Here is a 20,853-nt window from a genome sequence, read left to right on the forward strand (position 1 = left end):
CGATATAAAAAAAGTATGGAGATAAGACCGCTTCGCTATTTCGTGGCCGTCGCCGAAACCGGCCACATGACGCGCGCCGCAGAGCAACTGGGCATCCAGCAGCCGCCGTTGAGCCTGGCAATCAAGTCGCTCGAACGCGAGCTGGGCGTGCAGCTTTTCAGGCGCCATCCGCGCGGCGTGGCGCTCACCGACGCGGGGCGGCTGTTCCAGGTCGAGGCGCTGCGCATGCTGCAGGACATGGAAGCGATGAAGCAGCGCATGGCGCGCGTGGCAAGCGGCCAGGCCGGCACGCTGGCGGTCGGCTTCACCAGTTCGGCCGCGGCGCACCGCTTCGTGCCCGAGGCGCTGCGCGCGTTCCGCCGCGAGCATCCAGGCGTGGAACTGCAACTGCGAGAGAACAACGCCGCCGAGCTCACCGAAGCGCTGGCCGCTGGCCGGCTGCACTGCGGCCTGCTGCGCGTGCCGGTGGCGCGGCCCGAGGGGTTGCTGTTCGAGACGCTGCTGCGCGAACCGGTGCTGGTGGCCATGCCCAGCGACCACCGCTTCGCCCTCGCACGCAAGAACAAGGACACCGGCTCGCGGCCGTTTGCGCTCGCGCGGCTGTGCGAGGAAGGCATCATCCTCGTGCGCCGTCCGGGCGCGCCGGGCCTTTATGCCGATCTGTTGGCGCTGTGCCACGCCAAGGGCCTGCGCCCGCGCGTGGTGGCCGAGGTGGACCGCATGATGACCAACCTGAACCTGGTGGCCGCGGGTGTCGGCCTGTCGGTGGTGCCGGCGTCGATGACCGGCGTGCACGCGCATGCCATCGCCTACGCGCGGCTGGCCGACGGCGGACAGCTCGATGCGCCGCTCACGCTGGTGTCGCGCGTGGAAGAAGACAACCTGCCCGCGCAGCACTTCGCCGCACTGCTGCGCCGGCATGCGAGCGAGAACCCCGGGTCATGAGCACCTTGCCGACCCGCCGCCACTTCGTGCGCCGCACCGGCGTGGCGCTGGCTGCTGCGTGCGCCATGCCGCAAATCGTGTGGGCGGCGACCACGCCATGGCCGAACCGGCCGGTGCGCCTGCTCGTGGTCTATCCGCCGGGCGGCGTGAGCGACGGCATGGCGCGCGTGCTGGCCGAGCCGCTCGCGCAATCGCTGGGCGTGCCGGTGCTCATCGAGAACCGCGCCGGCGCGGGCGGCAGCATCGGCATGGATGCGCTCGCTCGCGCCGTGCCCGACGGCTGCACGCTCGCCTTCTCGGCCATCAGCCCGATCACGCTGCACCCGCTGATCGCACGCGTTCCTTATGACCCGCTGCGCGCCTTCGCGCCCGTGGCCAGCGTGATGCGCACGCCGGTGCTGGTGGTGGGCACGCCGGCGTTCACGGGGCACAGCTTCGACGATCTGATTGCGCTTGCGCGCAGCAAGCCGGGCGCGGTGCGCTGGGCCACCTCGGGCGTGGCCACCGTCGGCCACATGGTGCTGGCGCAGGTGCGCACGCAGAGCCGCACCGACATCACGCACATCCCCTATGCGGGCGGCGGCCCGCAGCTCAACGATGCGCTCAGTGGGCAGTTCGAGGTGCTGTCGACCAATGTGGCGGCGCAGCAGCTGCAGTACATCGAGGGCGGGCGGTTCCAGGCATTGGCGGTGGGAGCGCCAGCGCGCATCGAAGCACTACCGGCCATGCCGACGCTGGCGGAACTGGGCTACGAGCGCGCGAACTGCGACTCGCTCTTCGGCGTCTTCGCGCCGGCGCGCACGCCTGCGGCGGTGGTGCAGCGGCTCAATGCGGAGATCAACCGGGTGTTGCAGGGCGAGACAGTGCGTGCGCGGCTGCGGGAGGCGTACAACCTGCCGGCCGGAGGAAGCATCGAAAGCTTCGTGCTGGAGATTGCAACGGACCGGCGGCGCAATCGGGCGCTGGTGGCGGGGGGACGGGGGCAGTTCGATTGAATGCTTGTGCGGCGGTCTGGCACCAATATGCGGCCTGTCGGGCAAATAGCCGATCCATGGTGAAGCTTGTCACGTTCGACTTTGCAAGGCATTCGAAGACGTCGGCAATCACCTCCTGCGCAGAGGTCGGGAAAAAATTTCGACCTGCGTTGCTACGCAGACTTCGCGGTCATAGCTTTACTTGCGCTGGATGCTCAACGCGCCGGCCTTCGGGACAGAAGGAGAGGGGTCGTCCCGACTCTGGCCCAGTCTCTTCACACGGCTGAGCGCCTGAGCCTTCAAGCGCCCTGCCGGGTCGTACTGCTGCTCCTGGGCCGCCTCGTTGGCCTGTAGCGCCTTGCCAGGGTTTGCACCACCAAGGCCTGGCCGCAGCGCAGTGAAGGCTCCACCGCCAGCCATTGCCTTGAATTATTGAAGGAGCCCGTCACACTCATTGGCAGGGGCAACAACCATATCGCCCGCATCAATGCGGTCTCTTCCTTCGCCAAGGGTTGTGGCGTTCTGTGCTGCGCTCCACAACGAATCCTGCGTGAGGTCATAGCTACCGCCATTGGCCGCCATCAACGCTTTCACGCCTGACGCTCAGCAGCCTCCAGCGTACCAAAGGCCGGATCAGCGTCCCTTGGTGTTCATGGGTTACCAGAGCTTGAGATGAGGAGAGCAAAAGCCGCGGACAACATCCAACAACTCAAGGACACGATCCTCATCGGATTCACTGGTCACTGAACTTCGGAGTTGCTCCAGTGCATGCTCGACTTCTTCCGCTGCCGATCCTCGTCGCTTGTACTGGCTCAATAGACCGTGAAGTTGAATGGAGTCAGCACCTGCAGATATCTGGCTTGCAAGCTCCTGCTGAATTCCTGAGCCAGGATATGGGTCCTGTTTCATGGCTTTCTCTATCTTTCTTGGTTCGTTTCAGAGCATCTAGATATTTACTGGCCGGCATAGTGCCGCTTGGCTGAATCGTTCCGTGCGTCGCACCGGCGCGCACGCCTGCGGGGCGGTGCAGCGGCTGAAATGCGGAAACAAATCGGCGGCGCAATCGGGCGCAATTCGACTGAACGCCTGCAAGGCAGACTGACGATCAAGCCGTGATGCCAATCAGCAATCGCCTGCCTTCGCTCAACGGGCCAATATGGATTGGCGCCCCCCGAATACATCAAGAACTTGCTCTGCCTGGATTTTTAACTTTTACAGTCTCACGTCGATGCCGTGTGGGCCAACGCTCCATGCTTCAAGCTGGAGCACGGCGGCCTCCTCCCTGCGCCTGCAACAGGCTCTGGATAGACCTCTAGGCTGTCATTTCACCGGGTACTCAACAAGCCCAAGCTCCTCCGATCTCGTGTAAGGGAGTTTCCCTTCATAGAACTCGAAACCGGCAGCCCGCAAACGCCCCATCAGACCCTGCGCCAATTCGGAGTCAGTGTTCCAAGGCAGATCCAGGCCAGTCTCCGGAGAAACGGGTAATCCCTTGTGCGCGCAAATCGTCAAGCTGTAGTTTCTGTCCTCGATATCGAATTGGTAGGGATACTTCGCAAGTATTGAGTCGAGATCATCTGGAACCCCAAGAAGAGTCATGAACCAACTCTCGCCGTCATCCTCGCACTCAACCCTGTATGCGGGGTATTCATCGTACACAGGCGTTTCACCACCTGCCAGATCTACGCCGAGAATCATCCCGATTCTCTTGGCAGCTTCGCCCAATGACCTCTTGGGAATAAGCCAAGCACCAAAACAAGTCATCCCGCATTCCTCAAAGTGAAACTGCCCCTTCTTTCATGAATCCCGGAAGCGCCTTAGATGCAAATATCTTGAAACCGAAATTCCCGCCACCCTTGGTTCAGACGTGCACGTGGCCCGCGCCATAAGTGAGCCAAGTGGTCGGTATGGCCGTCGGCTTGCGTGATCTGGATGCGATTGCCAAGCTGTCGCAGCGGTGCTGCCAGCGGCCGTCAGCAACTGGCGGCTCAGCTTGCCCTCTTCGCCGATTAGGTAATTGCTACCGACTCATCTGCCTTGCAGATGCGCGGGCACGGCAGGGCATCATCGAGCTTCATTTCGACCCCTTTTCACTGGCCCCATCAGGTCGCATTCATCCCGGCTCTCGACGCATCTTCAGGCACTCCGCGCACATGGGCTTCAGGCTGCCAAGGATTTCGTTGAGTTCCTCTTCCTGCACCACATGGAGTGAGCCGTCGATCAAGGTGGTATTCGGAAGCGGGAGCTCCAATTTGAGCGCCACGATGGGAAACTCTATTTCGTCCCATATCAAATTCAGGAAAACGATTTCTCTTGGGGCGAAATAGCTCTTTTCAATGTCATTGATGACCGCCTCGGTCACCAACTCAGCGCCATGCCAACCATGTTTTTCGCATTGCATCAATGGCATGAACTCAATCCTTGCTCCGTATTCTGTTTCGAGCCATGTATTTCATTTGTCCTCCAGCCCCCTTGCGGAACATCCGCGCCGCCTGCACGCAAGACATTGGCAACGTGATCTACGCAACTGTTAGTGCGCGCGTTGTAGATTTCCAATTTCTTACCGATCTGGCTTCGCTGAAAGCGCTGCGCCGCATCGGCATCTTCGAGTTCGATGGTTGCTGTACTCGAAGGTTTTCGATTTCTCATTTGGCAAGCAATCTTTTCGTTGACTACGGTTGTGTTATGCGCTCGATCGGTGATGACTTGATGCGTGTGCAAGTCGCCTTTCCCCCATGACGGTCACGGTGTAGTGACCGGTACGACTGTCTGTCGAATAACGGGCCAATGTGGCGCTTCCCTGGCAAGTCCCAGAGCATCAATGCAGTTCACCGGATTAGGGGCATAAGCGTGCCCGTTGATGCCGCCCGAGAGTCCGATCGGGTCTCACGATACAAACCTCCCCGCCACCGGGTCTTAATACCTGAACCGGTTGTAGTGCAGCCCCGTCTCCTCGTCCAGATACTGCCCCTGGATAGTGAGCCTGGCTTCTCCCCACGCCTTGCAATTTGCCTCTCACCCATTGTTGCCGCCCTCATCGGTCAACTCTACTGGCGTTCCGAGTTGGTCACACCGTTAGTAACGCGGTGCCCCCTTTCCTGCCTATTCAAACTGGCCGTCTTCAAAATGCATGTGCTCTTGGGAAGCGCTTGAAAATTTCCCCACAAACTCAGATTGAGTGTCTCTCGGGGTTTTTATCTTGAAATCTCCATTTGCAATCGCCCAGTCATAAACGGGTATATCAACTGGGTATTTTGTCAAAATCCCCGTCAAAGCCAATCGACCAATCCATTCAATAGCTTTGCTCTTGTCGGAAAAAATTGCGGAGGGAAATTTCGCATTTTCACCATTGAAAATCCAGACTTCTTCCAATTCTTTCATTCACAATTCTCCGATAGATTGCTGCACCTATGCCATCTCTGAATTCTATCGATTGATGATCTTATTTTTGATTTATTACTTTGAATAAAATAATTCTGCGCAGCGGTTAATTTTTCCTTGCCGCCAAGTGGTTTTCCATTTTTGCCTATTTGCATATTCAAGCATCCCTCACCCCTAAGGTGAAAATAAGCGGGCCCATGATCGCCACTCTTTACATAATGCTCCATCTCAAACCATTATCTTGGGCGATAATTTTTTCAAGCAACTTCGGTTCGGTAGAATTTCTCCTGTTCTGACACGGTTTTCTCCCGGTTTTGCTGAGTCCGAGCGGGTCGATCCACTCGATTGAATTAGGCGCATAGTGATGAAGGTTTATTCCTCCTTGCAGCCTGATCGGGTCTCTCGATACAAACCGCCCCACCACCGGTCGTAATACCTGAACCGGTTGTAGTGCAGCCCCGTCTCCTCGTCCAGATACTGCCCCTGGAACCGGATCGGATTCTTCAACCCTGCGCTTTCCTGGCCGCCTCGCTGGTCGTCAGCATGGCCTCACCCCAAGCCCTGTAGTTCGGCCTCCCATGCGATGTTGCCGCCCTCATCGGGCAACTCCATCGGCGTTCCGAGGTGGTCGCACTGGTAGTAGTGAATGTTCTCCAGCGGCGCCGGCGGCTCCCGTTCTGCCCCAGCCCTGGCTCGTACATCCCGCAATTTCGGTTCAGCAGATTTCTTCTTTCTTCCGAGACGATTTTCCCGGCTTTACTGAGCTTGATCGGGCCAATCCACATCGTGGAATTCGGCGTACAGATGAAAATTTCTACCATCATGGCCAATCTGTTTATCTATATCGGCTTATCGCCAAAAAATTTATCTATTTTAAAATCTGATTTTTTGAGCACGCAAAGAAGCAATTTCTTTAATTTCTTGATCGTCGCTCATTGCGCAGCGCTGAATCAGAGAGTCAAAAAGGGCGGGTGAAATTAATTCATACAAATCAAGAAAGGCTGAGTACTCTTCATGACTGCCATTCTTCAAAATCGGAGCCGCGACTTCTTCTATATTTAACAAAACCCATTCGCGAGGAAATTCAAGGATTAAATTTCTGCTTTCCTCCGTAAAACCGTGCGCATAGCTTGCATAGGCAACAAGATCTGGAAATATTTTTTTTCTTTCTTCAAGCGGAAGATCCCTCACCTTCTCAAATGCAATTTCTCTTGAAATTCCTGGGGCTCCAAATCTAAACTCCTCAACTACATCAATTGATTGCTTTGCAATTTCTCGAAGCTTGAAGTATTTATTCTTCGCGTTGGAAAATTGCGTATATGCATCATCCAATTCTTTCCAGCGATCAAATTTTGCAATGGTCATTTTTTCTTTCCCTTAGGAGTCCATGGAAGGGTTTGATATTTTTTCACAAATTCTTCCGCAGGCATTCGTTTTATCGGGCAGATCGTATGATGCGTCTCTCCGTGGGAACCTCCAACATCTTTACCATCGGCCTCGATACCAAGACCATCTGGCATATTGGTTCCCGCCGGTATTTGATAATAGGCCACACTGATTGGACTCTTTTGAGGATTTCCATAGGTAGGAGCACCTTGTGTACGAGTCGGCCCAACCATTCCTTCACCATCTGCTGTCAGGTCCGGTTTTTGTCCTGGCTTTAAGTTGTACCCTGCAATTCGAGGCGCCCGCGGTTGTGTTGCATTTCCAAAGGCATGAAGATCTGTTCGACAGACCTCAGTCAATCCCAATGGATCAATCCAATTGATTGGATTTGGTGCGTATTGCAGTAAATTGATCCCGCCAGCCAGGTTGATCGGGTCTTTGGATACAAACCTCCCCACCACCGGGTCGTAATACCTGAACCGGTTGTAGTGCAGCCCCGTCTCCTCGTCCAGATACTGCCCCTGGAACCGGATCGGATTCTTCAGCCCCGCCTTCCTGGCCGCCTCGCTGATCGTCAGCCTCGCCTCACCCCACGCCTTTTAGTTCGCCTCCCACGCAATGTTGCCGCCCTCATCGGTCAACTCCATTGGCGTTCCGAGATGGTCGCACTGGTAGTAGTGAATGTTCGCCAGCGACGCGGGCGGCTCCCCGTCCCGCCCCAGCCCCAGCTCGTACACCCGTTGTATAGGCGGGTCCAGGTCGTAGCGGCCCTTAGCTCCGTGTGCGCGCTTGTTGCCATCTTCGAGCGCTTGAGCAAGGCCTTCTGCAGTCTACCGGTGTGCTTGCCTGCAATATCGACACGAAGGACCTAGGCTTGATGATGTAGTCACATCTGGCGTCCTTGGCAATCCGCCTTCCTAGATCGAATTTGCATTATTTCTTTTTTTTATGATTTTTTTTGAGGATTCAATTTCAGCAATAAGCGACTCCAAAGTTTTCACCGAAAATACAATGTCAGAGTGGCATGTATCTTTTTCTGTTAGGGCATTGTTATCGCGAAAAAATTTCTCAATTCCCTTCCTAATAGAGTTTAGGGCGACTTGAGTGGGCTCGATTATTTTTATCTTCTTGTGCTCAAACAGAAGTTTTCCATTTTGAGGCTTTATCTCCAAAACAAAGGAAGAGTCTGTCCCTGAGAATTTTCTAGGCTTATTGGTCTTGAGGGCCTTCTCTAATGCGTCGATCATGTCGCTTATAGCGACATAAATCATCATTCGATGATTTTCTTCTTTTCTTGAAGATATTATCGAATCGCTTGAAATTATTGTGATATCACCCAAGTCAAAGCTGTGTGGCTTTGATTGTTTTTCAACTCTTGAAAAATCGAACCTCACGCTACTCACTCTCAGCCGGATAAACGGTAATTACTCTATTTCCGTCGACAGAGTCAACAGCTGTTTTATAGCGGGCACGCTTTCCATTAACCACGGTTTTTTTCTCATATGTCTGAATTCGACGCTTGGGATCACTTACTCTAGTTCCATTTTTTACGAGAAGTTCGCATAGACATTGGACTTGATCCTGAGTAGTGCCTGGTTCAAACAAGTCTCCTTTGCCTTGTGAGGAGGGCACCCCAGGCATGTGTCGCTCTTGAATGTGTTGCCAGCCTTCCTTTGGGTTTCCTGGTTCAATTCTGGGTGGTGTAGTTTTTCTTCCGGCCAACCCCAGCGGATCAACCCATTGCGCTGGATTCTGCCCGTACTGGTAAAGATTGGCTCCTCCCATCAGGCCGATCGGATCTTTCGACACAAACCGCCCCACCACCGGGTCGTAATACCTGAACCGGTTGTAGTGCAGCCCCGTCTCCTCGTCCAGATACTGCCCCTGGAACCGGATCGGATTCTTCAGCCCCGCCTTCCTGGCCGCCTCGCTGATCGTGAGCCTGGCCTCACCCCACGCCTTGTAATTCGCCTCCCACGCAATGTTGCCGCCCTCATCGGTCAGCTCCATTGGCGTTCCGAGGTGGTCGCATTGGTAGTAGTGAATGTTCTCCAGCGGCGCGGGCGGTTCCCCGTCCCGCCCCAGCCCCGGCTCGTACATCCCGTTGTACAGCGGGTCCTGGTCCAGGTCGTAGTGGCCTTGCGCATCGACATAGCTTTGCGTGATCGCCTTTGGCCGCTGCAACATTGCCCGGCGCATGTCGACATTGGATCTGCCCTGCAAAAGCGGCACGAAGCTGTTGGGCTCGAACACGTAATGCACCGTCCGGCTTCGTGCCGAGTCCGACTCCCAGGCCATCTGGTCTCCATCCCAACCGAAGAGCACCATGCCCAGGCCACGCGCCTGCACCTGGCGCCGGTACTCGGCCGCGTGGTACTGGCTGCCGTCCATCGAACTGGTGATGACGATCGGCTCGCTGCGCTTGGCAATGCGCCGACCGAGCGGGTCGTACATGAATGACGTGCGCGTATCCTGCGTGCGTGCCTCGGTGAGACGGCCCAACGCATCCCAGGCGAAGCGCGTGCGCTGTCCCTGGTGCAGCCGCTCGACCATGTTGCCCCGACGGTCGTATTCGAAGTGTGTGCCAGCGTAGTCCTTCACCAGATTGTTCAGGATGGCCGAGATGTTGTGGAGTGTCCCGACCTCTCTGGCCTCTGGCGCCATCGGGTCCAGGATGTTGCTGGCCGGATCGAAGGCGAAGGTCTCGGCGCCCAGTCGGCTCTGGGCTTGTAGCAAACGACCGACGGGGTCGTAGCGGTAGCTCAGGCTGCCACGGCGGCTGTCGCCGATGTCGGTGAGTTGGCCGGCGCGGTCGTAGCTGTACTCGCGCTGGATGCCCAACGCGCCGGCGTTCGAGGCAGAAGCAGATGGGCCGCCTCGGCTCTGGCCCAGTCGCTCCACACGGCTGAGCATCTGGGCCTGCAAGCGCCCTGCCGGGTCGTATTTCTGCTCCTGGGCCACCTCGTTGGCCTGAATCCGCCTGACCTCGCGATGCAGGTCATCGCGCTCGATCTGCAGGGCCTCCATGTCATCAAGCATCAGGCCGTGCACATGGCCAGCGCCGTAGGTGAGCCAGGTGGTGGTGTGGCCGTCGGGACGCGTGGTCTGGGTGCGGTTGCCCAACTCGTCGTAGCGGTGCTGCCAGACGGCCGTCAGCGGCTGGCTGCTCGGCCTGCCTTGGTCGTCGATCAGGTAGTGATGGTGCTCGGTCCTCACATTGCCGACGACGTCGGGGAACCACTGCAAGTGGATGCTGGTATTCCTCGCATCGATGAGTTGCCCGTTGCCGTCATAGGCATAGCTGTCGGTCTGGATGCTCTGCGGATCCAAGGTGCGCCCGCGGGGATGACCGTCCGGGTCCCTGGGCTCGATGTACAGCCCCGCCGTGCGTCTCGTCAGGCGCCCCATCGGGTCGAAGTCGAACTGGGTGACCGCATCGCCTTCGGCGACCTGGCGCAGGACGCCGGTGGCGGGGGTGTAGCCGTACACGGTCCTGCTGCCGTCGAACTGCGCTTCCGAAAGCAGCTTGCCCAGCGGGTCGTAGCTGAAGCTGTGCGTGCGGCCGTTTTCGTTGCGCAGCGCCGCCAGCCGCCCCAGGCGGTCCCATTGGTAGTCGATGGTGTGTCGATTGGCGTCGATGCGCCGGGCAATGAGGCCCACGGCGTTGTATTCGTAGCGGGTCTCGCGCTGCAAGGCATCGCGGTGCGAGAGCAGGCGGCCTTCTGCATCGTGTGCCAACTGCTCCTGGGTGCCATCGGGATTGACGATGCGCGTCAGCTGGCCGCGCTCGTAGTGATACTGGGTCGTCTCGCCAGCCGAATTCGTTGCCTCGAACAGGCGCCCGCGGTCGTCGTAGGTCCAGCGCGAGGTCTTGCCCGAGCAGTCGGTGTAGGCCGTCAACTGGCCGGCATCGTTATAGGCCAGTCGCTTCTTGCCGCCCCTGGCATCGGTGATCTCCACAGGAAGGCTGTGCGCGTTGTAGGCGTACTCGGTCTTGCGGCCCAGCGGGTCGATCTCCTCGATGAGATTGACGCCCTCGTAAGTGCGCCTCCAGGCATGGCCTTCGGCATCGCGGATGCCGGTGAGGTTGTCCATGTCGTCGTGGGCGAAGTGCACCGTGCTGTGGTCGGCACGCGTGTGGCTCACGAGGTTGCTGTGCGCGTCGTAGGTGTAGTGATCGCTGCTGCCGTCGGCATGCAGATGTCGGGTGATGTTCTTTCGGTCGTCGCGGAAGAACCACTCCTCATGCGCATAGAGCATGCCGTCCGCGCCGCGAACTTCCGGATGAATGATGCGGTAGGTGTAGCCCAGGTAATCGAAGTAGTAGCGTGTCTGCGCCCCAAGCGCATCGATGACAGTGGCCAGACGGACGTGGTTGTTCCAGACGATGGTGGTGTCGAAGCTGCCGTCGTCGGCGTACTCGCGATAGGCCCTGGCCTGGGCGCTGTTGCCCGCGTGCAGCTCTACGGCGTTGCCATCTTCGTGTTCCCATTGAAGATGAATACCGCGACCCGTGCGGTCCGTGTACCTGGAGATCAGGTGGGTGCTGGCCGTCTCGCCTGCGGTCCGATACTCGTAGCGCCAGCTTTGCTGGTTCTCATCCTGGGCGGCAATGAGGTCGCTGCTGCCATCGGCCAGCGTCTGGTAGGTGTAGGCGGCCAGTTGACGCATGGCACGCCCGTCCTGCACGAGCCACAGGCTCTGGATGCGGCCCTGCGCATCGATGGCGGTGCTCACATGGACCTGGCCGCTGACGATGTCCGAGAGTTGCCCGCCTTCGTGGCGGTAGGCCAACTCGGTGGTTTGGCCGGTGCGCGTGCGCTGGCTTGCGAGACGGTAGTGCACGACCTTGTTCCTTGCGCGCCCTGTTCTCCCATGCATGAACCGGGGAGCGAGTTCGAAGGTCTCGATGTAGTCTCGCCCGTGGCTCAAGATGAGCAGGCCACCGTTTGCCCGGCCGAGGGTGAGGTCCTCAATGGCGTTGTGGTGGGTCTGGCCCGCATGGCCATCCTCGGGCTCCGCCAGCTTGGGAAATCGATGCTCACGGCCATCGGCAGCGAAATAGCTCAGGCTGCCGTCCTCGGACTGATCGATGCGGGTGGTGTAGGGGCTGGTCCACCGGGCACCAAGAAAGGCGCTGTTGCCCGCCTGTCCGGATGGATGCTGCGGTCGGTCGCAGGCCGCCAGGCGCGAGTGGTACGTGCGGCTCCAGACGATGGGCATGTGGCCCGGCAGAGCAAAGTCGGTATGAACGAAAGTTTCGCTGCCGGTTGCAAAGCTGATGGAATTGGTCGTTTGAGCACCGGTTGCGCAGTTCTTGCAGGGGTTGGCATTGCTCACGCCCTTCACGCGCTCCGCGCTGAGTCTGTCCAACTCCGCATTCGTCTTCTTCCGTTCGTGCGTTGCGGTCGTCGTCAGACCGACGGTGGAAGCTCCAGTCATGCCCTTGGCGCGATAGCGCAGAACTGCATCCTTGAGCCTCAGGAGAAGCCAGGCGATGGACATGTCGACGCCCGCGTTGCCCAACGCCTCGATCTTCGTTTTCGCATCTGCGGCCAAGCCGTCCAGCGAGTCGGCGTAGGCGTTCATCAGCTTCGCCACCTTCTCGCCAGCATCGGTGTTGCGCATCACCACGCCAGCCCCGGCGTTGACCGCAACCTTGGCACCATGGGCGGCCTGCTCGCCGACATAGCTGGCGCCATCCTTGATCCCCTCCCCGATGTCGCCGGCAATCCCTTTGATGGCACCCCAGACGCCGCTCTCGTAGGTGGTTTCGGGATCGCGTTTGGGAGGCTCCGCGGGCGTCGGCGTGCTGGTGTCGAACGGGGTACCCGAGGCGAGCTTGCGCAAGACCTTGCTCAACCCAGAGAGCAGGTCGTGCGCCATGGTGGCGGCGGTCTTCAGTATGTCTTTGAGCTTGGTGCTCGCCTCATCCACGAACTTTTCGAGTTCGCCGGCCAACGTCGCATTGAGATGATCGACAAGCATCACCACGAGTGCCTCGCTGAGCCCGTGACCGGCGGTGCGCAGCTTGCTTCGCACCAGATGCAGTGCGGGCCGCAGGCTGGTCCGCGCCGCGGCCATGGTGGGGGGAAACGGAATGATGCCGATCAGGTTGATGCCGAAGCTGACCCAGTTGAGCGCCTTCTCCCCGACGTTCGCAGCCTTGTTCTCGACGAGGATGATGATGTCGCACACCGCATCGATGGCAGCCAGGATGTTGCCGAGGATCGGAACGGCACCGGCGACCGACACGACCCTGTCCAGCGTGACATAGCCGCCGCTGATCTTTATCAGCCAGTCGTTGACGGCCTTCTTGGCGCCAGGTAGCTCGGCTGGATCGATCTGGTCGAGCGGCTTGACGACCACCTCCCTCTCATTTGCCTTCTGCGCTCTTTCTGCTTGCGATATCTCGGCCATGCCGGAACTCCCTGAGCCGCCTGGCTCTTGCTGTTTTTTTGATGTGCGGGTAGGCGCTGCGCACGCCTGTGGTTTCAGACCGTGGTGCGAGGCAGCACCACCCCCGGCGGCAATCGCGCCGCGGCCTTGTCGGCGATGTCGCCCATCGCGCTGTTTGCAACAGATGCCGCAGCGGCGGTCTTGGCGATGCCGCCGAGGTGACCGAGGTGGCCGCCGATGGCTGTGCTGACGGCGCGATTGACCTGTTTCATGAGACCCGCAAGCATGTCGTTTGCAGGCGCCGTGGCTGCGTCCGCATTGCCGTCGGTTTTGTCGGGCGGCCATGTCGGTTTGCCGAAGTAGCTGCCGTGGTCCCACGGATTGCGCGGGTCTTTTCCCAGCTCGATGCGCGCCCCACCCGGTGCCAGCCCCGAGACAGCCGCAAAGCCCTTGTCATCCAGCGTGCCGGTCTTGACCTGCCCGGCCGAGTCGGTGACCTTGTAGTCCGCGCCCTTCAAGCCGTGGTTGTTGGCATAGCGGTGCGTGAGCTCGAGTTGCCCCTTGCCCGGCTTCAACCCGTCCGGCAGGCCGGGTCGGCTTGCACTGCTGGGGCCGACCATGCTGTGCACGCTCGCATGCTGGACATGCGGGCCGCTGGTGCCGCTCTGGATGCCGCCGCCCTTGTAGCGGGCGTAGCTGCCGCCACCATTTATCACCAACTCCGTCTTGGCCTCGATCCGGATCTTGTCGGCCCGGATGGTGACTTCGTCCTTGGCCAGGAGGTGGATGCAGGTCTTCAACGCCTGGATGTCGATGTCGGCCTGCGCCGCCACGACCTTGATGCCCTTTTGCGCCGCAAAGAGCTTGATGGCCTGCAGCGCCACGCCCAGGAGGCTGTCGCCGCTGGTGATGCTGGTGTGCCTGCCGCTGGTGATCGCCGTGTGCTCGACGCTGGCGATGTGCGTGCTGAACTGGCTGGTGGTCTCGATGCCCGCCGGGCTGGCGAGAACCAGGTGCGGCTGCGCCAGTTCGGGGAAGCGCCCGGCTTGGACATCGGCAGCGCCTTCGCCCTTCACCGCATCGTTCTGCGCCTTCAGGGACTTGGCGACTTCGGCCTGGTCGCTGCCTTCCTGCGCCTTGTTTTTCTGCGCCTCCTGCGCCCCCGCGTCATGCAGATCGCCCGCCTCGACCAGTCGCTGGCGGGTTTCGCCGCTGTCGAGCAGATGCGCCCTGGCGTCGGGACGCGCCTCGGTGGTGATGAGCAGACCCTGCTTGGCACGAATGGCGCCGTGTGCGTCGGTGCGCAGTTCGAAACCTTCGCCGCGTGCATCCAGCCGGCCTGCGTTGCCATCGATGCGCGTGACGTTTCCCAGGCTCAGCGAACTGCTCTGGTGATCGCTCTTGAGCTGCGCCTGGATCTTCTGGTCGGTGTCGTCCAGCACCAGATGGTTGGAACGGCCGCCGGCGCTGTTGCCGCCTTCCTTGACGAGTTCCCGGCTCCTGAAGCCTGACAGCGCCGCCTGTCCGGGCAACTTCCAGGGCGGCAGGTTCATCTGGTTGTGCACGCGCCCCGTGCAGAAGGGCAGGTCCGGGTCGCCGCCGATGAAGTCGACGATGACCTCCTGGCCGATGCGCGGTAGATGCATGCCGCCCAACTGGTTGCCGGCCCACGGCGAGCTCACCCGCAACCAGCAGGTGGAATGCTGGTTCTTCTGGCCGAGGCGGTCCCAGGGGAACTGGACCTTGATGCGGCCCAGTTCATCGGTCCACAGGTTCTCGCCCTCGGGGCCGACGACCAGTGCAACCTGGGGGCCTTGGGTACTCGGCTTGTGCCGCGACAGTTCAGGTCGAAGGGGTTCGGTGACGGGATGGGCGGTGAAGTCGACCTCGACACGCCACATCTGCTTGCGGTGGGCTGCGGCTTCCGCGCCCTGGCTCTCCTGCGCGATGTTTTCGATAAGGAACCGGGTGTCCAGCACAAGGTACTGGACGTTGGCGGCCTCGCGGGGATTTTTGTGCAACTGGAAGGTGAAGCCGGGGACCATGCCACGCAGCCGGCCGCTGGCCTTGGCGCGAGCGCCATGTGTGCGCAGGGCCTGCATGCGCAGCAGGGCAATGCGACGGCCCTCTTCAAGGGGTTGGTTGACGCCTGCCCCGGCGCGGGGCTGCGCGTAATGGCTGCCGCCCCGGCCATCGTGCCACTGGTACACCTCCTGCCCGGCTTGGCCGGTGGAGCGGGGATCGGCGCGCTTGACAGTCAGGTCGGCCCTGGGCCGGGTGTAGTCGTAGTCGCGGCCGGTGTACTGGCCGCTGGTGAGCTGGTGGTGGGGAACGAAGCTGTGGATGTATTCGGCATCGACCTTCCAGTCGGGCGGGTGGTACTCGATGTCTCGATAGGCCCGGCTCGGCATCGGCGCGTGTGCACCCATGTTGTCGGTGAGCACGAGGCGGTGCTTGCCCTGGCTGTGCGAGAAGTAGAAGTTCAGGCCCCACTCCTGGCACAGGCGCTCGAAGAATGCGAAGTCGCTCTCGTTGAATTGCGTTTGAAAGTCCCGGACCGGGTAGGTGTCGCCCAGATGGTTGTCGACAGGGAAGCCGTAGTCCGCAAGCAGCTCATCCAGGATCTGGACGACGGTCTTGTTCTGGTAGATCTTGCAGTCCGTCGTCAGCGTGGCCAGATGCAGCCAGGGGCGCAAAGTCAGCTTGTACTGGAGGTGCCGGCCTTCTTCGCCCCAGAACTGCGCGCCGGTGATGAGCGCGTTGATCTCGCGCACGCCCGCACCAAGCCCTCCTGCAGTTGCACCCGTCGCGCCTGTAGTGAACTCGCCTGCGCCGTCGAGCTCGATCGTGCAGTTGAGCTCGCAGCCGATGAAGCTGTCCAGATCGATGTCCGCCGCGGCGCCGAAGCTGAAGTTCAGTGCATCGGGGGTCTTGAGAAGCAGCTCGTACTCGAACAGTGTGTTGACGCCCTCGCGCCCCGACAGGCGCACGGGCTCCATCGAGTCGGGAATGGCGGGGCTGGTGACGGTGAGGGTTTGAGACACGCGCTGGACCTCGGATGAACGACGGTCCGGCAGTCTCTGGCAGCTAGGAGTTGCACTGTTGCAAACAATGGTCAACCATGACTCACGCGCGCAACTGGCGCAGCGAGGCGTGAAAAATTTGCGAGTGTCGGGCTGGATCGCGTCTCGCTCACCCTCCCCGCTCCTGCCCGGGCCGAACGCCGTACACGATGCGCACCTGAAGACACAGCGCTTGATCGTCAGTAGCCGGAAGAAGGGGCAACGCGATTTCGGCCCGCATGGCACCTGCCCCACTTCCGCCGGGATTGCTAGCTAGCTTTCGGCCACCCAGAGCCGCGGGTAGTCGCTCACGAAGCCATCGCCCGTGACCTTCAACACCGCCTCATAACCAAAGCGCTTCGCCGCATACGCATATTCGCTCTCCGCGCGCCGCTCGTAGCGCTGCGCCAGTTCGCTCAGCACCTCGCCGCCGTCGAGGTCGACCCACGCGGCCGGCGCATCTGCCGACTCCCCCACCGAAAGATTCAGCCGCCGCAATTGCAGCAGGTTGGTCGCGGGCGTGAAGCCCAGGTCGAGATCCACGCAGTGCGAGAGGTCCGGCACCGCCTCGTCGTTGACCTTCCAGTGGCCGTGCGCGTCGCGCGTGATCGACAGGTCGACGGCCGAGCCGCCGAGCCAGCCGCGCACCGTGCCCCACTGCGTGTGCCAGTGCAGGTCGCATCGCACGCGGTAGTGCAGCTGCGCGATGCGGCCGTCCTCCTGGCGGAACACGGCCGCGCCGTCCAGTTGCCAGGCCGAGGCATTGCGCTCGAGGCGGCAGGCGTCGTGGCCCGGTGCGTCGAGCCTGCGCCAGAGAATGGAGGCGACGGTTTGCATGGCGCGGATGATGGCCCCGCATGCGGCGGCACGCAAGCGGCATCGCGCAAAATGCCCCGCACGATGAAAGCCCTTTGCACTGCACCCGCCGCGCTGGCCGCACTCCTGGGCGCATTCCTCGCCGCACTGGCGAGCCCCGTCAGCCACGCCGCAGCCGCCCTGAAAGACGGCGACATCGTCTTCCACACCTCGCGCTCGGCGCAGAGCGTGGCGGTGCAGCGCGCCACAGGCTCCCGCTACAGCCACATGGGCATCGTGCTGCTGCGGGACGGCAAGCCCTTTGTGTTCGAGGCCGTGTCGACGGTGCGCTACACGCCGCTCGCGCAATGGACGGCGCGCGGCAACGGCGGGCACTACGTGGTCAAGCGCCTGCGCGATGCCGACACGCTGCTCACGACCGGCGCCGTGGCCCGGCTGCATGCCCGCACCGCGGACTTTTCGGGCCGTCCCTACGACCTGACCTTCGAATGGTCGGACGGACGCATCTACTGCTCGGAGCTCGTGTGGAAGCTCTACCAGCGCGCGCTGGGCGTGCGCATCGGCGAGTTGCAGAAGATCCGCGAATTCAACCTGAAAGACCCGGCGGTGCGCGCCAAGATGCGCGAACGCTATGGCAACACGGTGCCGATGGACGAGCCGGTGATCTCGCCGGTGGCAATGTTCGATTCGCCGTTGCTCGTGACCGTCGAAACGCGCTGATCGCGGGCCGAACGGTGCCCCTCGCCCGGCGCGGGCCGTCCAGCCGCGAGACAATCGTTTCCGTGAGTTCCCAGCCCCCCGCCACGCCGCGGCTACGCCGCATTGCCCACCTCGACATGGACGCCTTCTACGCGTCGGTCGAGCTGCTGCGCTATCCGCAGCTCAAGGGGCTGCCGGTGGTGATCGGCGGCGGGCGGCGCACCGTCGACGAAGCCATCCGCAACCTGCCCGAGGGCGGCACCCTGGCCGACATCCCGCTCGATGCCTTTCCGCGCCTGAAGGACTACGCGGGCCGCGGCGTGATCACCACCGCCACCTACCCCGCGCGCCAGTTCGGCATCGGCTCGGCGATGGGGCTCATGAAGGCCGCCAAGCTGTGTCCGCAGGCGTTGATCCTGCCGGTGGATTTCGACGAGTACCGGCGCTTTTCGCGCGCCTTCAAGCAGGTGATCCTTGACATCGCGCCGCTCATGGAAGACCGCGGCGTGGACGAGGTGTACATCGACTTCACCGATGTGCCCGGCGGCCAGCGCGACGGCGGACGCTCGCTCGCGCGGCTGATCCAGAAAGCCATCCTCGACGCCACCGGCCTCACCTGCTCGATCGGCGTGGCGCCCAACAAGCTCATCGCCAAGATGGCGAGCGAGTTCAACAAGCCCAACGGCATCTCGGTGGTCCACGAGGAAGACCTGCAGACGCGCATCTGGCCGCTGCCCTGCCGCAAGGTCAACGGCATCGGCCCCAAGGCCGACGAGAAGCTCAAGCGCTTCGGCATCGAGACCGTGGGCGAGCTCGCGGCGCGCGACCGCGACTGGCTGATGCAGAACTTCGGCAAGGCCACCGGCGCGTGGATGCACGAGGTGTCCTGGGGCCGCGACGACCGGCCGGTGGTGACCGAGAGCGAGCCCGTCTCGATGAGCCGCGAGACCACCTTCGACCGCGACCTGCATGCGGTGCGCGACCGCGCCGAGCTGGGTGCGATCTTCACGCACCTGTGCGAGAAGCTGGCCGAGGACCTGCAGCGCAAGGGCTACGTGGGCAAGACCATCGGCATCAAGCTGCGCTACGACGATTTCAGGATCGCCACGCGCGACCAGACCATCGACCGCTTCACCGACGACGGCAAGACGATCCGGCAGGTCGGCGGCCTGTGCCTCAAGCGCGTGCCGCTGGAGCGCCCGCTGCGCCTCCTGGGCGTGCGCGTGGGTGCGCTTGCCAAGGCGGGCAGCCCCGAGGCATTGGCGCCGGGCGGTGCGGGCGCGGCACGCGCTTCGGCGGCCGAGCCGGCTTTCACCACCGCATCGCTCTTCTGACGACATGACGCTCCAACGCTGGCTCCGGCGCATGGCATTCACGCTGCTGGGGTTGGTGGCTGCGGTGGGGCTGTATGTGGCCGTGGCGTGCGCGCTGATGTTCTGGCCCGCGAACGCGAAACCCGCCGCAGAAGCACCCGCTATCGAAGCCTGGGTGCTGAGCAACGGCGTGCACACCGATCTCGTGTTCCCGATCCGGTCGGCCACGGTCGACTGGCTGCAGCTTTTTCCGCTGACGGATTTCAAGGCGGTGCCGCCCGATGCCGAATTCGTCGCCATCGGCTGGGGCGACCGCGAGTTCTATCTGCACACGCCCACCTGGGCCGACCTGACGGCCGCACGCGCCTTCGGTGCGCTGTCGGGCGGCAACCGGGCACTGGTGCATGTGACCTACCTGCAGCGCGCGCAGATGCGCCGCGGTGCCTACAAGCTGCCGCTCTCACAGGCGCAATACGCGCAGCTCGTGGACCATGTGCGCGCCACCCTGCCTTCAGGCCGCGCAACACCCATCGCCGGCGCGCGCTACGACAAGCAGGATGCCTTCTACGAAGCCGAAGGCGGCTACCACCTCTTCGAGACCTGCAACACCTGGACGGGGCGCGGACTTCGGCGTGCCGGCGTCACGGTGAGCCGATGGACGCCGTTCGACTTCAACGTGACCTGGCATCTGCAGCCCGCGCAGCCCTGAACCCGATCACGGCTTCGGTACGCCGGCCTGCCACTGCGGCCAGTTCTTCACGATGTGATCGACCACGCGGGTGCCGACCAGCGCGATGTTTTCCACCGTCTCGGCAAACCCGCCAGCGGTTTCGCCCGGCGCCGGGTCCAGATGCTGCAGCGTGGCTTCCTTCGGATTGCCCTGGTCGAAGTTGACGGCACCGCGCAGGCTCATCACGCGGTCGGTGCCGTGGGTGCGCTTGATCACCAGCGTGATGGCGGCGGCTTCCATCTCGGTGATCACGTAGTCGTCGGCACCGTAAAGCTTCGCGATGTACTGCGCCTGCTTCGACATGCCCGGCCCGTGGAAGAAGGTGTCGCCGGTCATGTGCGTGCCGGTGCCCACGAAAGGCGCGCGGCGTGCGGCAGCATCGGGGTAGCGCAGGCGGTACTTGCGGGCAGACTCCGAATCCTTCAGCGGCGTGTCGGCCGAGAGCTTCATGGCCCAGCCGACCAGGTCGGGGTTGAGCTTGAAGCGGCGGTAGTCCTCGTAGCCCTTGCGCGGCATGAAGGTGGGCTCGCCGGGCTTGTTTTCTTCAGGCGCCCAGCGGTGGCCGAGGTCGTAGTCGACCAGCCAGGTGGCCCAGCTCACCTCGCCAATGGTGCCGCGCGAAGGCGGTGTGCCGGCCACGCCGGAAATCACGTAGTAGGCCTGCGAAAAATCGAGCTGCGGGTTCAGCAGGATGGCCTGCATCGACGATGACGAGTTGACCTTGCCCATGCCGAGCACCGCGCCGCACACGCCGTCGGCGTTGCAGTACACGGGTTGCAGCGCACCGGGCACGGCCATGGGCTTCGCGCCCTTCCAGTAGCGCTCGTACCAGTGCTGGAACTCGCCGGCGCGGTCGCCGGTGTTCTGGCCGATCTCGAACATGGCGGCGACGAACACCTTGACCTTGACGGGCGCGGCCGCCGGGGCGGTGCGCGCTTCAGGCACGGGCGCATGGGAGGCGCAGGCCGTGGCGAGCAATGCGACGCCGCACAGCGCCGGCCAGCGAATGGCGACCGACGACAAAGAAAAAAAGGAGGAGGAAAAACGAGTGAACATGATCTGGCCCGGAACAGGAGGAAGGAAGGCACCAACAGCTTGCGGCGTCCTACACCGCGCCATTGTCGGCGCTGGCAAAAGCGGATGCATCT

At 61.7% G+C, this 20,853-nt stretch carries 18 protein-coding genes and 3 pseudogenes; 6 read left to right on the forward strand and 15 right to left on the reverse strand.

The annotated features are described in order from the left end of the window. Window positions 1-15: 15 nt before the first annotated feature. The gene (locus ABIC90_RS08730) at window positions 16-945 is read left to right on the forward strand and encodes a LysR family transcriptional regulator (RefSeq protein ID WP_354353707.1); all 930 of its coding nucleotides are present in this window, start codon (window positions 16-18) and stop codon (window positions 943-945) included. Next, window positions 942-1,940, forward strand: a complete 999-nt coding sequence (locus tag ABIC90_RS08735) for a Bug family tripartite tricarboxylate transporter substrate binding protein (protein WP_354353709.1) — start codon at window positions 942-944, stop codon at window positions 1,938-1,940. The genes ABIC90_RS08730 and ABIC90_RS08735 overlap by 4 nt, the downstream gene beginning before the upstream one ends. Before the next feature lie 636 nt (window positions 1,941-2,576). Here the strand turns inward: ABIC90_RS08735 and ABIC90_RS08740 are convergent. The 3 genes from ABIC90_RS08740 to ABIC90_RS08750 form a co-directional block, all read right to left on the reverse strand. Beyond that, complete coding sequence (locus tag ABIC90_RS08740) at window positions 2,577-2,828, reverse strand: hypothetical protein (protein ID WP_354353710.1); 252 nt, start codon at window positions 2,826-2,828, stop codon at window positions 2,577-2,579. Window positions 2,829-3,239: 411 nt separating this feature from the next. Continuing rightward, a complete protein-coding gene (locus tag ABIC90_RS08745; RefSeq protein ID WP_354353711.1) occupies window positions 3,240-3,617 on the reverse strand; it encodes a hypothetical protein in 378 nt (125 codons plus the stop codon). A 415-nt stretch (window positions 3,618-4,032) separates the two neighbouring features. Next, on the reverse strand, window positions 4,033-4,329 hold the full coding sequence (locus ABIC90_RS08750; protein WP_354353712.1) for a hypothetical protein: 297 nt from the start codon (window positions 4,327-4,329) through the stop codon (window positions 4,033-4,035). Between the two features lie 11 nt (window positions 4,330-4,340). Between ABIC90_RS08750 and ABIC90_RS08755 the strand changes: the two genes are divergently transcribed. Further along, a complete protein-coding gene (locus ABIC90_RS08755) occupies window positions 4,341-4,658 on the forward strand; it encodes a hypothetical protein (protein ID WP_354353713.1) in 318 nt (105 codons plus the stop codon). A 60-nt stretch (window positions 4,659-4,718) separates the two neighbouring features. On the opposite strand, the pseudogene ABIC90_RS08760 reads toward ABIC90_RS08755, so the two are convergent. The 11 genes and pseudogenes from ABIC90_RS08760 to ABIC90_RS08805 form a co-directional block, all read right to left on the reverse strand. Further along, a pseudogene (locus ABIC90_RS08760) lies at window positions 4,719-4,991 on the reverse strand (RHS repeat-associated core domain-containing protein); the annotation flags it as partial. A gap of 30 nt (window positions 4,992-5,021) precedes the next feature. After that, the gene (locus ABIC90_RS08765) at window positions 5,022-5,300 is read right to left on the reverse strand and encodes a DUF7710 domain-containing protein (protein WP_354353714.1); all 279 of its coding nucleotides are present in this window, start codon (window positions 5,298-5,300) and stop codon (window positions 5,022-5,024) included. A 211-nt stretch (window positions 5,301-5,511) separates the two neighbouring features. After that, window positions 5,512-5,807: pseudogene (locus tag ABIC90_RS08770) on the reverse strand (RHS repeat-associated core domain-containing protein). 42 nt (window positions 5,808-5,849) lie between these two features. Continuing rightward, window positions 5,850-5,912 carry a hypothetical protein gene (locus ABIC90_RS27390; RefSeq protein ID WP_436318190.1) on the reverse strand — a complete coding sequence of 21 codons (63 nt, stop codon included), beginning with the start codon at window positions 5,910-5,912 and terminating at the stop codon, window positions 5,850-5,852. 261 nt (window positions 5,913-6,173) lie between these two features. Continuing rightward, window positions 6,174-6,665: a hypothetical protein gene (locus ABIC90_RS08780; RefSeq protein ID WP_354353716.1), complete on the reverse strand. Its 492-nt coding sequence runs from the start codon at window positions 6,663-6,665 to the stop codon at window positions 6,174-6,176. Next, window positions 6,662-6,919 (reverse strand): hypothetical protein, encoded by a 258-nt coding sequence (locus ABIC90_RS27395; protein ID WP_436318191.1) that lies wholly within the window; start codon window positions 6,917-6,919, stop codon window positions 6,662-6,664. The genes ABIC90_RS08780 and ABIC90_RS27395 overlap by 4 nt, the downstream gene beginning before the upstream one ends. A gap of 120 nt (window positions 6,920-7,039) precedes the next feature. Then, window positions 7,040-7,363 (reverse strand): annotated as a pseudogene (locus tag ABIC90_RS08785) (RHS repeat domain-containing protein); the annotation flags it as partial. Between the two features lie 240 nt (window positions 7,364-7,603). Beyond that, window positions 7,604-8,080 (reverse strand): hypothetical protein, encoded by a 477-nt coding sequence (locus tag ABIC90_RS08790; RefSeq protein ID WP_354353717.1) that lies wholly within the window; start codon window positions 8,078-8,080, stop codon window positions 7,604-7,606. Between the two features lies 1 nt (window position 8,081). After that, window positions 8,082-13,106 carry an RHS repeat-associated core domain-containing protein gene (locus ABIC90_RS08795; RefSeq protein WP_354353718.1) on the reverse strand — a complete coding sequence of 1,675 codons (5,025 nt, stop codon included), beginning with the start codon at window positions 13,104-13,106 and terminating at the stop codon, window positions 8,082-8,084. A gap of 74 nt (window positions 13,107-13,180) precedes the next feature. After that, a complete protein-coding gene (gene tssI / locus ABIC90_RS08800; protein WP_354353719.1) occupies window positions 13,181-16,129 on the reverse strand; it encodes a type VI secretion system Vgr family protein in 2,949 nt (982 codons plus the stop codon). 291 nt (window positions 16,130-16,420) lie between these two features. Beyond that, a complete protein-coding gene (locus ABIC90_RS08805) occupies window positions 16,421-16,984 on the reverse strand; it encodes a putative glycolipid-binding domain-containing protein (protein ID WP_354353720.1) in 564 nt (187 codons plus the stop codon). A 63-nt stretch (window positions 16,985-17,047) separates the two neighbouring features. On the opposite strand from ABIC90_RS08805, the gene ABIC90_RS08810 reads away from it, so the two are divergent. The 3 genes from ABIC90_RS08810 (at window position 17,048) to ABIC90_RS08820 (ending at window position 19,684) form a co-directional block, all read left to right on the forward strand. Beyond that, entirely contained in the window at window positions 17,048-17,683 is a 636-nt protein-coding gene (locus ABIC90_RS08810; protein WP_354353721.1) for a YiiX family permuted papain-like enzyme, read from the forward strand. Between the two features lie 116 nt (window positions 17,684-17,799). Next, window positions 17,800-18,996 (forward strand): Y-family DNA polymerase, encoded by a 1,197-nt coding sequence (locus ABIC90_RS08815; RefSeq protein ID WP_354354084.1) that lies wholly within the window; start codon window positions 17,800-17,802, stop codon window positions 18,994-18,996. A 4-nt stretch (window positions 18,997-19,000) separates the two neighbouring features. Continuing rightward, window positions 19,001-19,684 carry a TIGR02117 family protein gene (locus ABIC90_RS08820; RefSeq protein ID WP_354353722.1) on the forward strand — a complete coding sequence of 228 codons (684 nt, stop codon included), beginning with the start codon at window positions 19,001-19,003 and terminating at the stop codon, window positions 19,682-19,684. A 6-nt stretch (window positions 19,685-19,690) separates the two neighbouring features. On the opposite strand, the gene ABIC90_RS08825 is transcribed toward ABIC90_RS08820, so the two are convergent. Then, window positions 19,691-20,761, reverse strand: coding sequence for a purine-nucleoside phosphorylase (locus ABIC90_RS08825; RefSeq protein WP_354353723.1), 1,071 nt, complete (start codon window positions 20,759-20,761; stop codon window positions 19,691-19,693). Window positions 20,762-20,853 lie beyond the last annotated feature (92 nt).

It is taken from the genome of Variovorax boronicumulans (assembly GCF_040544675.1).
In the GTDB taxonomy this organism is placed as follows: Bacteria; Pseudomonadota; Gammaproteobacteria; order Burkholderiales; family Burkholderiaceae_C; genus Variovorax; species Variovorax boronicumulans_D.

What these genes read in the sequence shown, in the direction of transcription:
- ABIC90_RS08730 (WP_354353707.1), top strand. Translation starts at nt 16, where the DNA reads ATGGAGATAAGACCGCTTCGCTATTTCGTGGCCGTCGCCGAAACCGGC.
- ABIC90_RS08735 (WP_354353709.1), top strand. Translation starts at nt 942, where the DNA reads ATGAGCACCTTGCCGACCCGCCGCCACTTCGTGCGCCGCACCGGCGTG.
- ABIC90_RS08740 (WP_354353710.1), bottom strand. Translation starts at nt 2,828, where the DNA reads ATGAAACAGGACCCATATCCTGGCTCAGGAATTCAGCAGGAGCTTGCA.
- ABIC90_RS08745 (WP_354353711.1), bottom strand. Translation starts at nt 3,617, where the DNA reads ATGATTCTCGGCGTAGATCTGGCAGGTGGTGAAACGCCTGTGTACGAT.
- ABIC90_RS08750 (WP_354353712.1), bottom strand. Translation starts at nt 4,329, where the DNA reads ATGCCATTGATGCAATGCGAAAAACATGGTTGGCATGGCGCTGAGTTG.
- ABIC90_RS08765 (WP_354353714.1), bottom strand. Translation starts at nt 5,300, where the DNA reads ATGAAAGAATTGGAAGAAGTCTGGATTTTCAATGGTGAAAATGCGAAA.
- ABIC90_RS08780 (WP_354353716.1), bottom strand. Translation starts at nt 6,665, where the DNA reads ATGACCATTGCAAAATTTGATCGCTGGAAAGAATTGGATGATGCATAT.
- ABIC90_RS27395 (WP_436318191.1), bottom strand. Translation starts at nt 6,919, where the DNA reads ATGGTTGGGCCGACTCGTACACAAGGTGCTCCTACCTATGGAAATCCT.
- ABIC90_RS08795 (WP_354353718.1), bottom strand. Translation starts at nt 13,106, where the DNA reads ATGGCCGAGATATCGCAAGCAGAAAGAGCGCAGAAGGCAAATGAGAGG.
- ABIC90_RS08805 (WP_354353720.1), bottom strand. Translation starts at nt 16,984, where the DNA reads ATGCAAACCGTCGCCTCCATTCTCTGGCGCAGGCTCGACGCACCGGGC.
- ABIC90_RS08810 (WP_354353721.1), top strand. Translation starts at nt 17,048, where the DNA reads ATGAAAGCCCTTTGCACTGCACCCGCCGCGCTGGCCGCACTCCTGGGC.
- ABIC90_RS08815 (WP_354354084.1), top strand. Translation starts at nt 17,800, where the DNA reads ATGGACGCCTTCTACGCGTCGGTCGAGCTGCTGCGCTATCCGCAGCTC.
- ABIC90_RS08820 (WP_354353722.1), top strand. Translation starts at nt 19,001, where the DNA reads ATGACGCTCCAACGCTGGCTCCGGCGCATGGCATTCACGCTGCTGGGG.
- ABIC90_RS08825 (WP_354353723.1), bottom strand. Translation starts at nt 20,761, where the DNA reads ATGTTCACTCGTTTTTCCTCCTCCTTTTTTTCTTTGTCGTCGGTCGCC.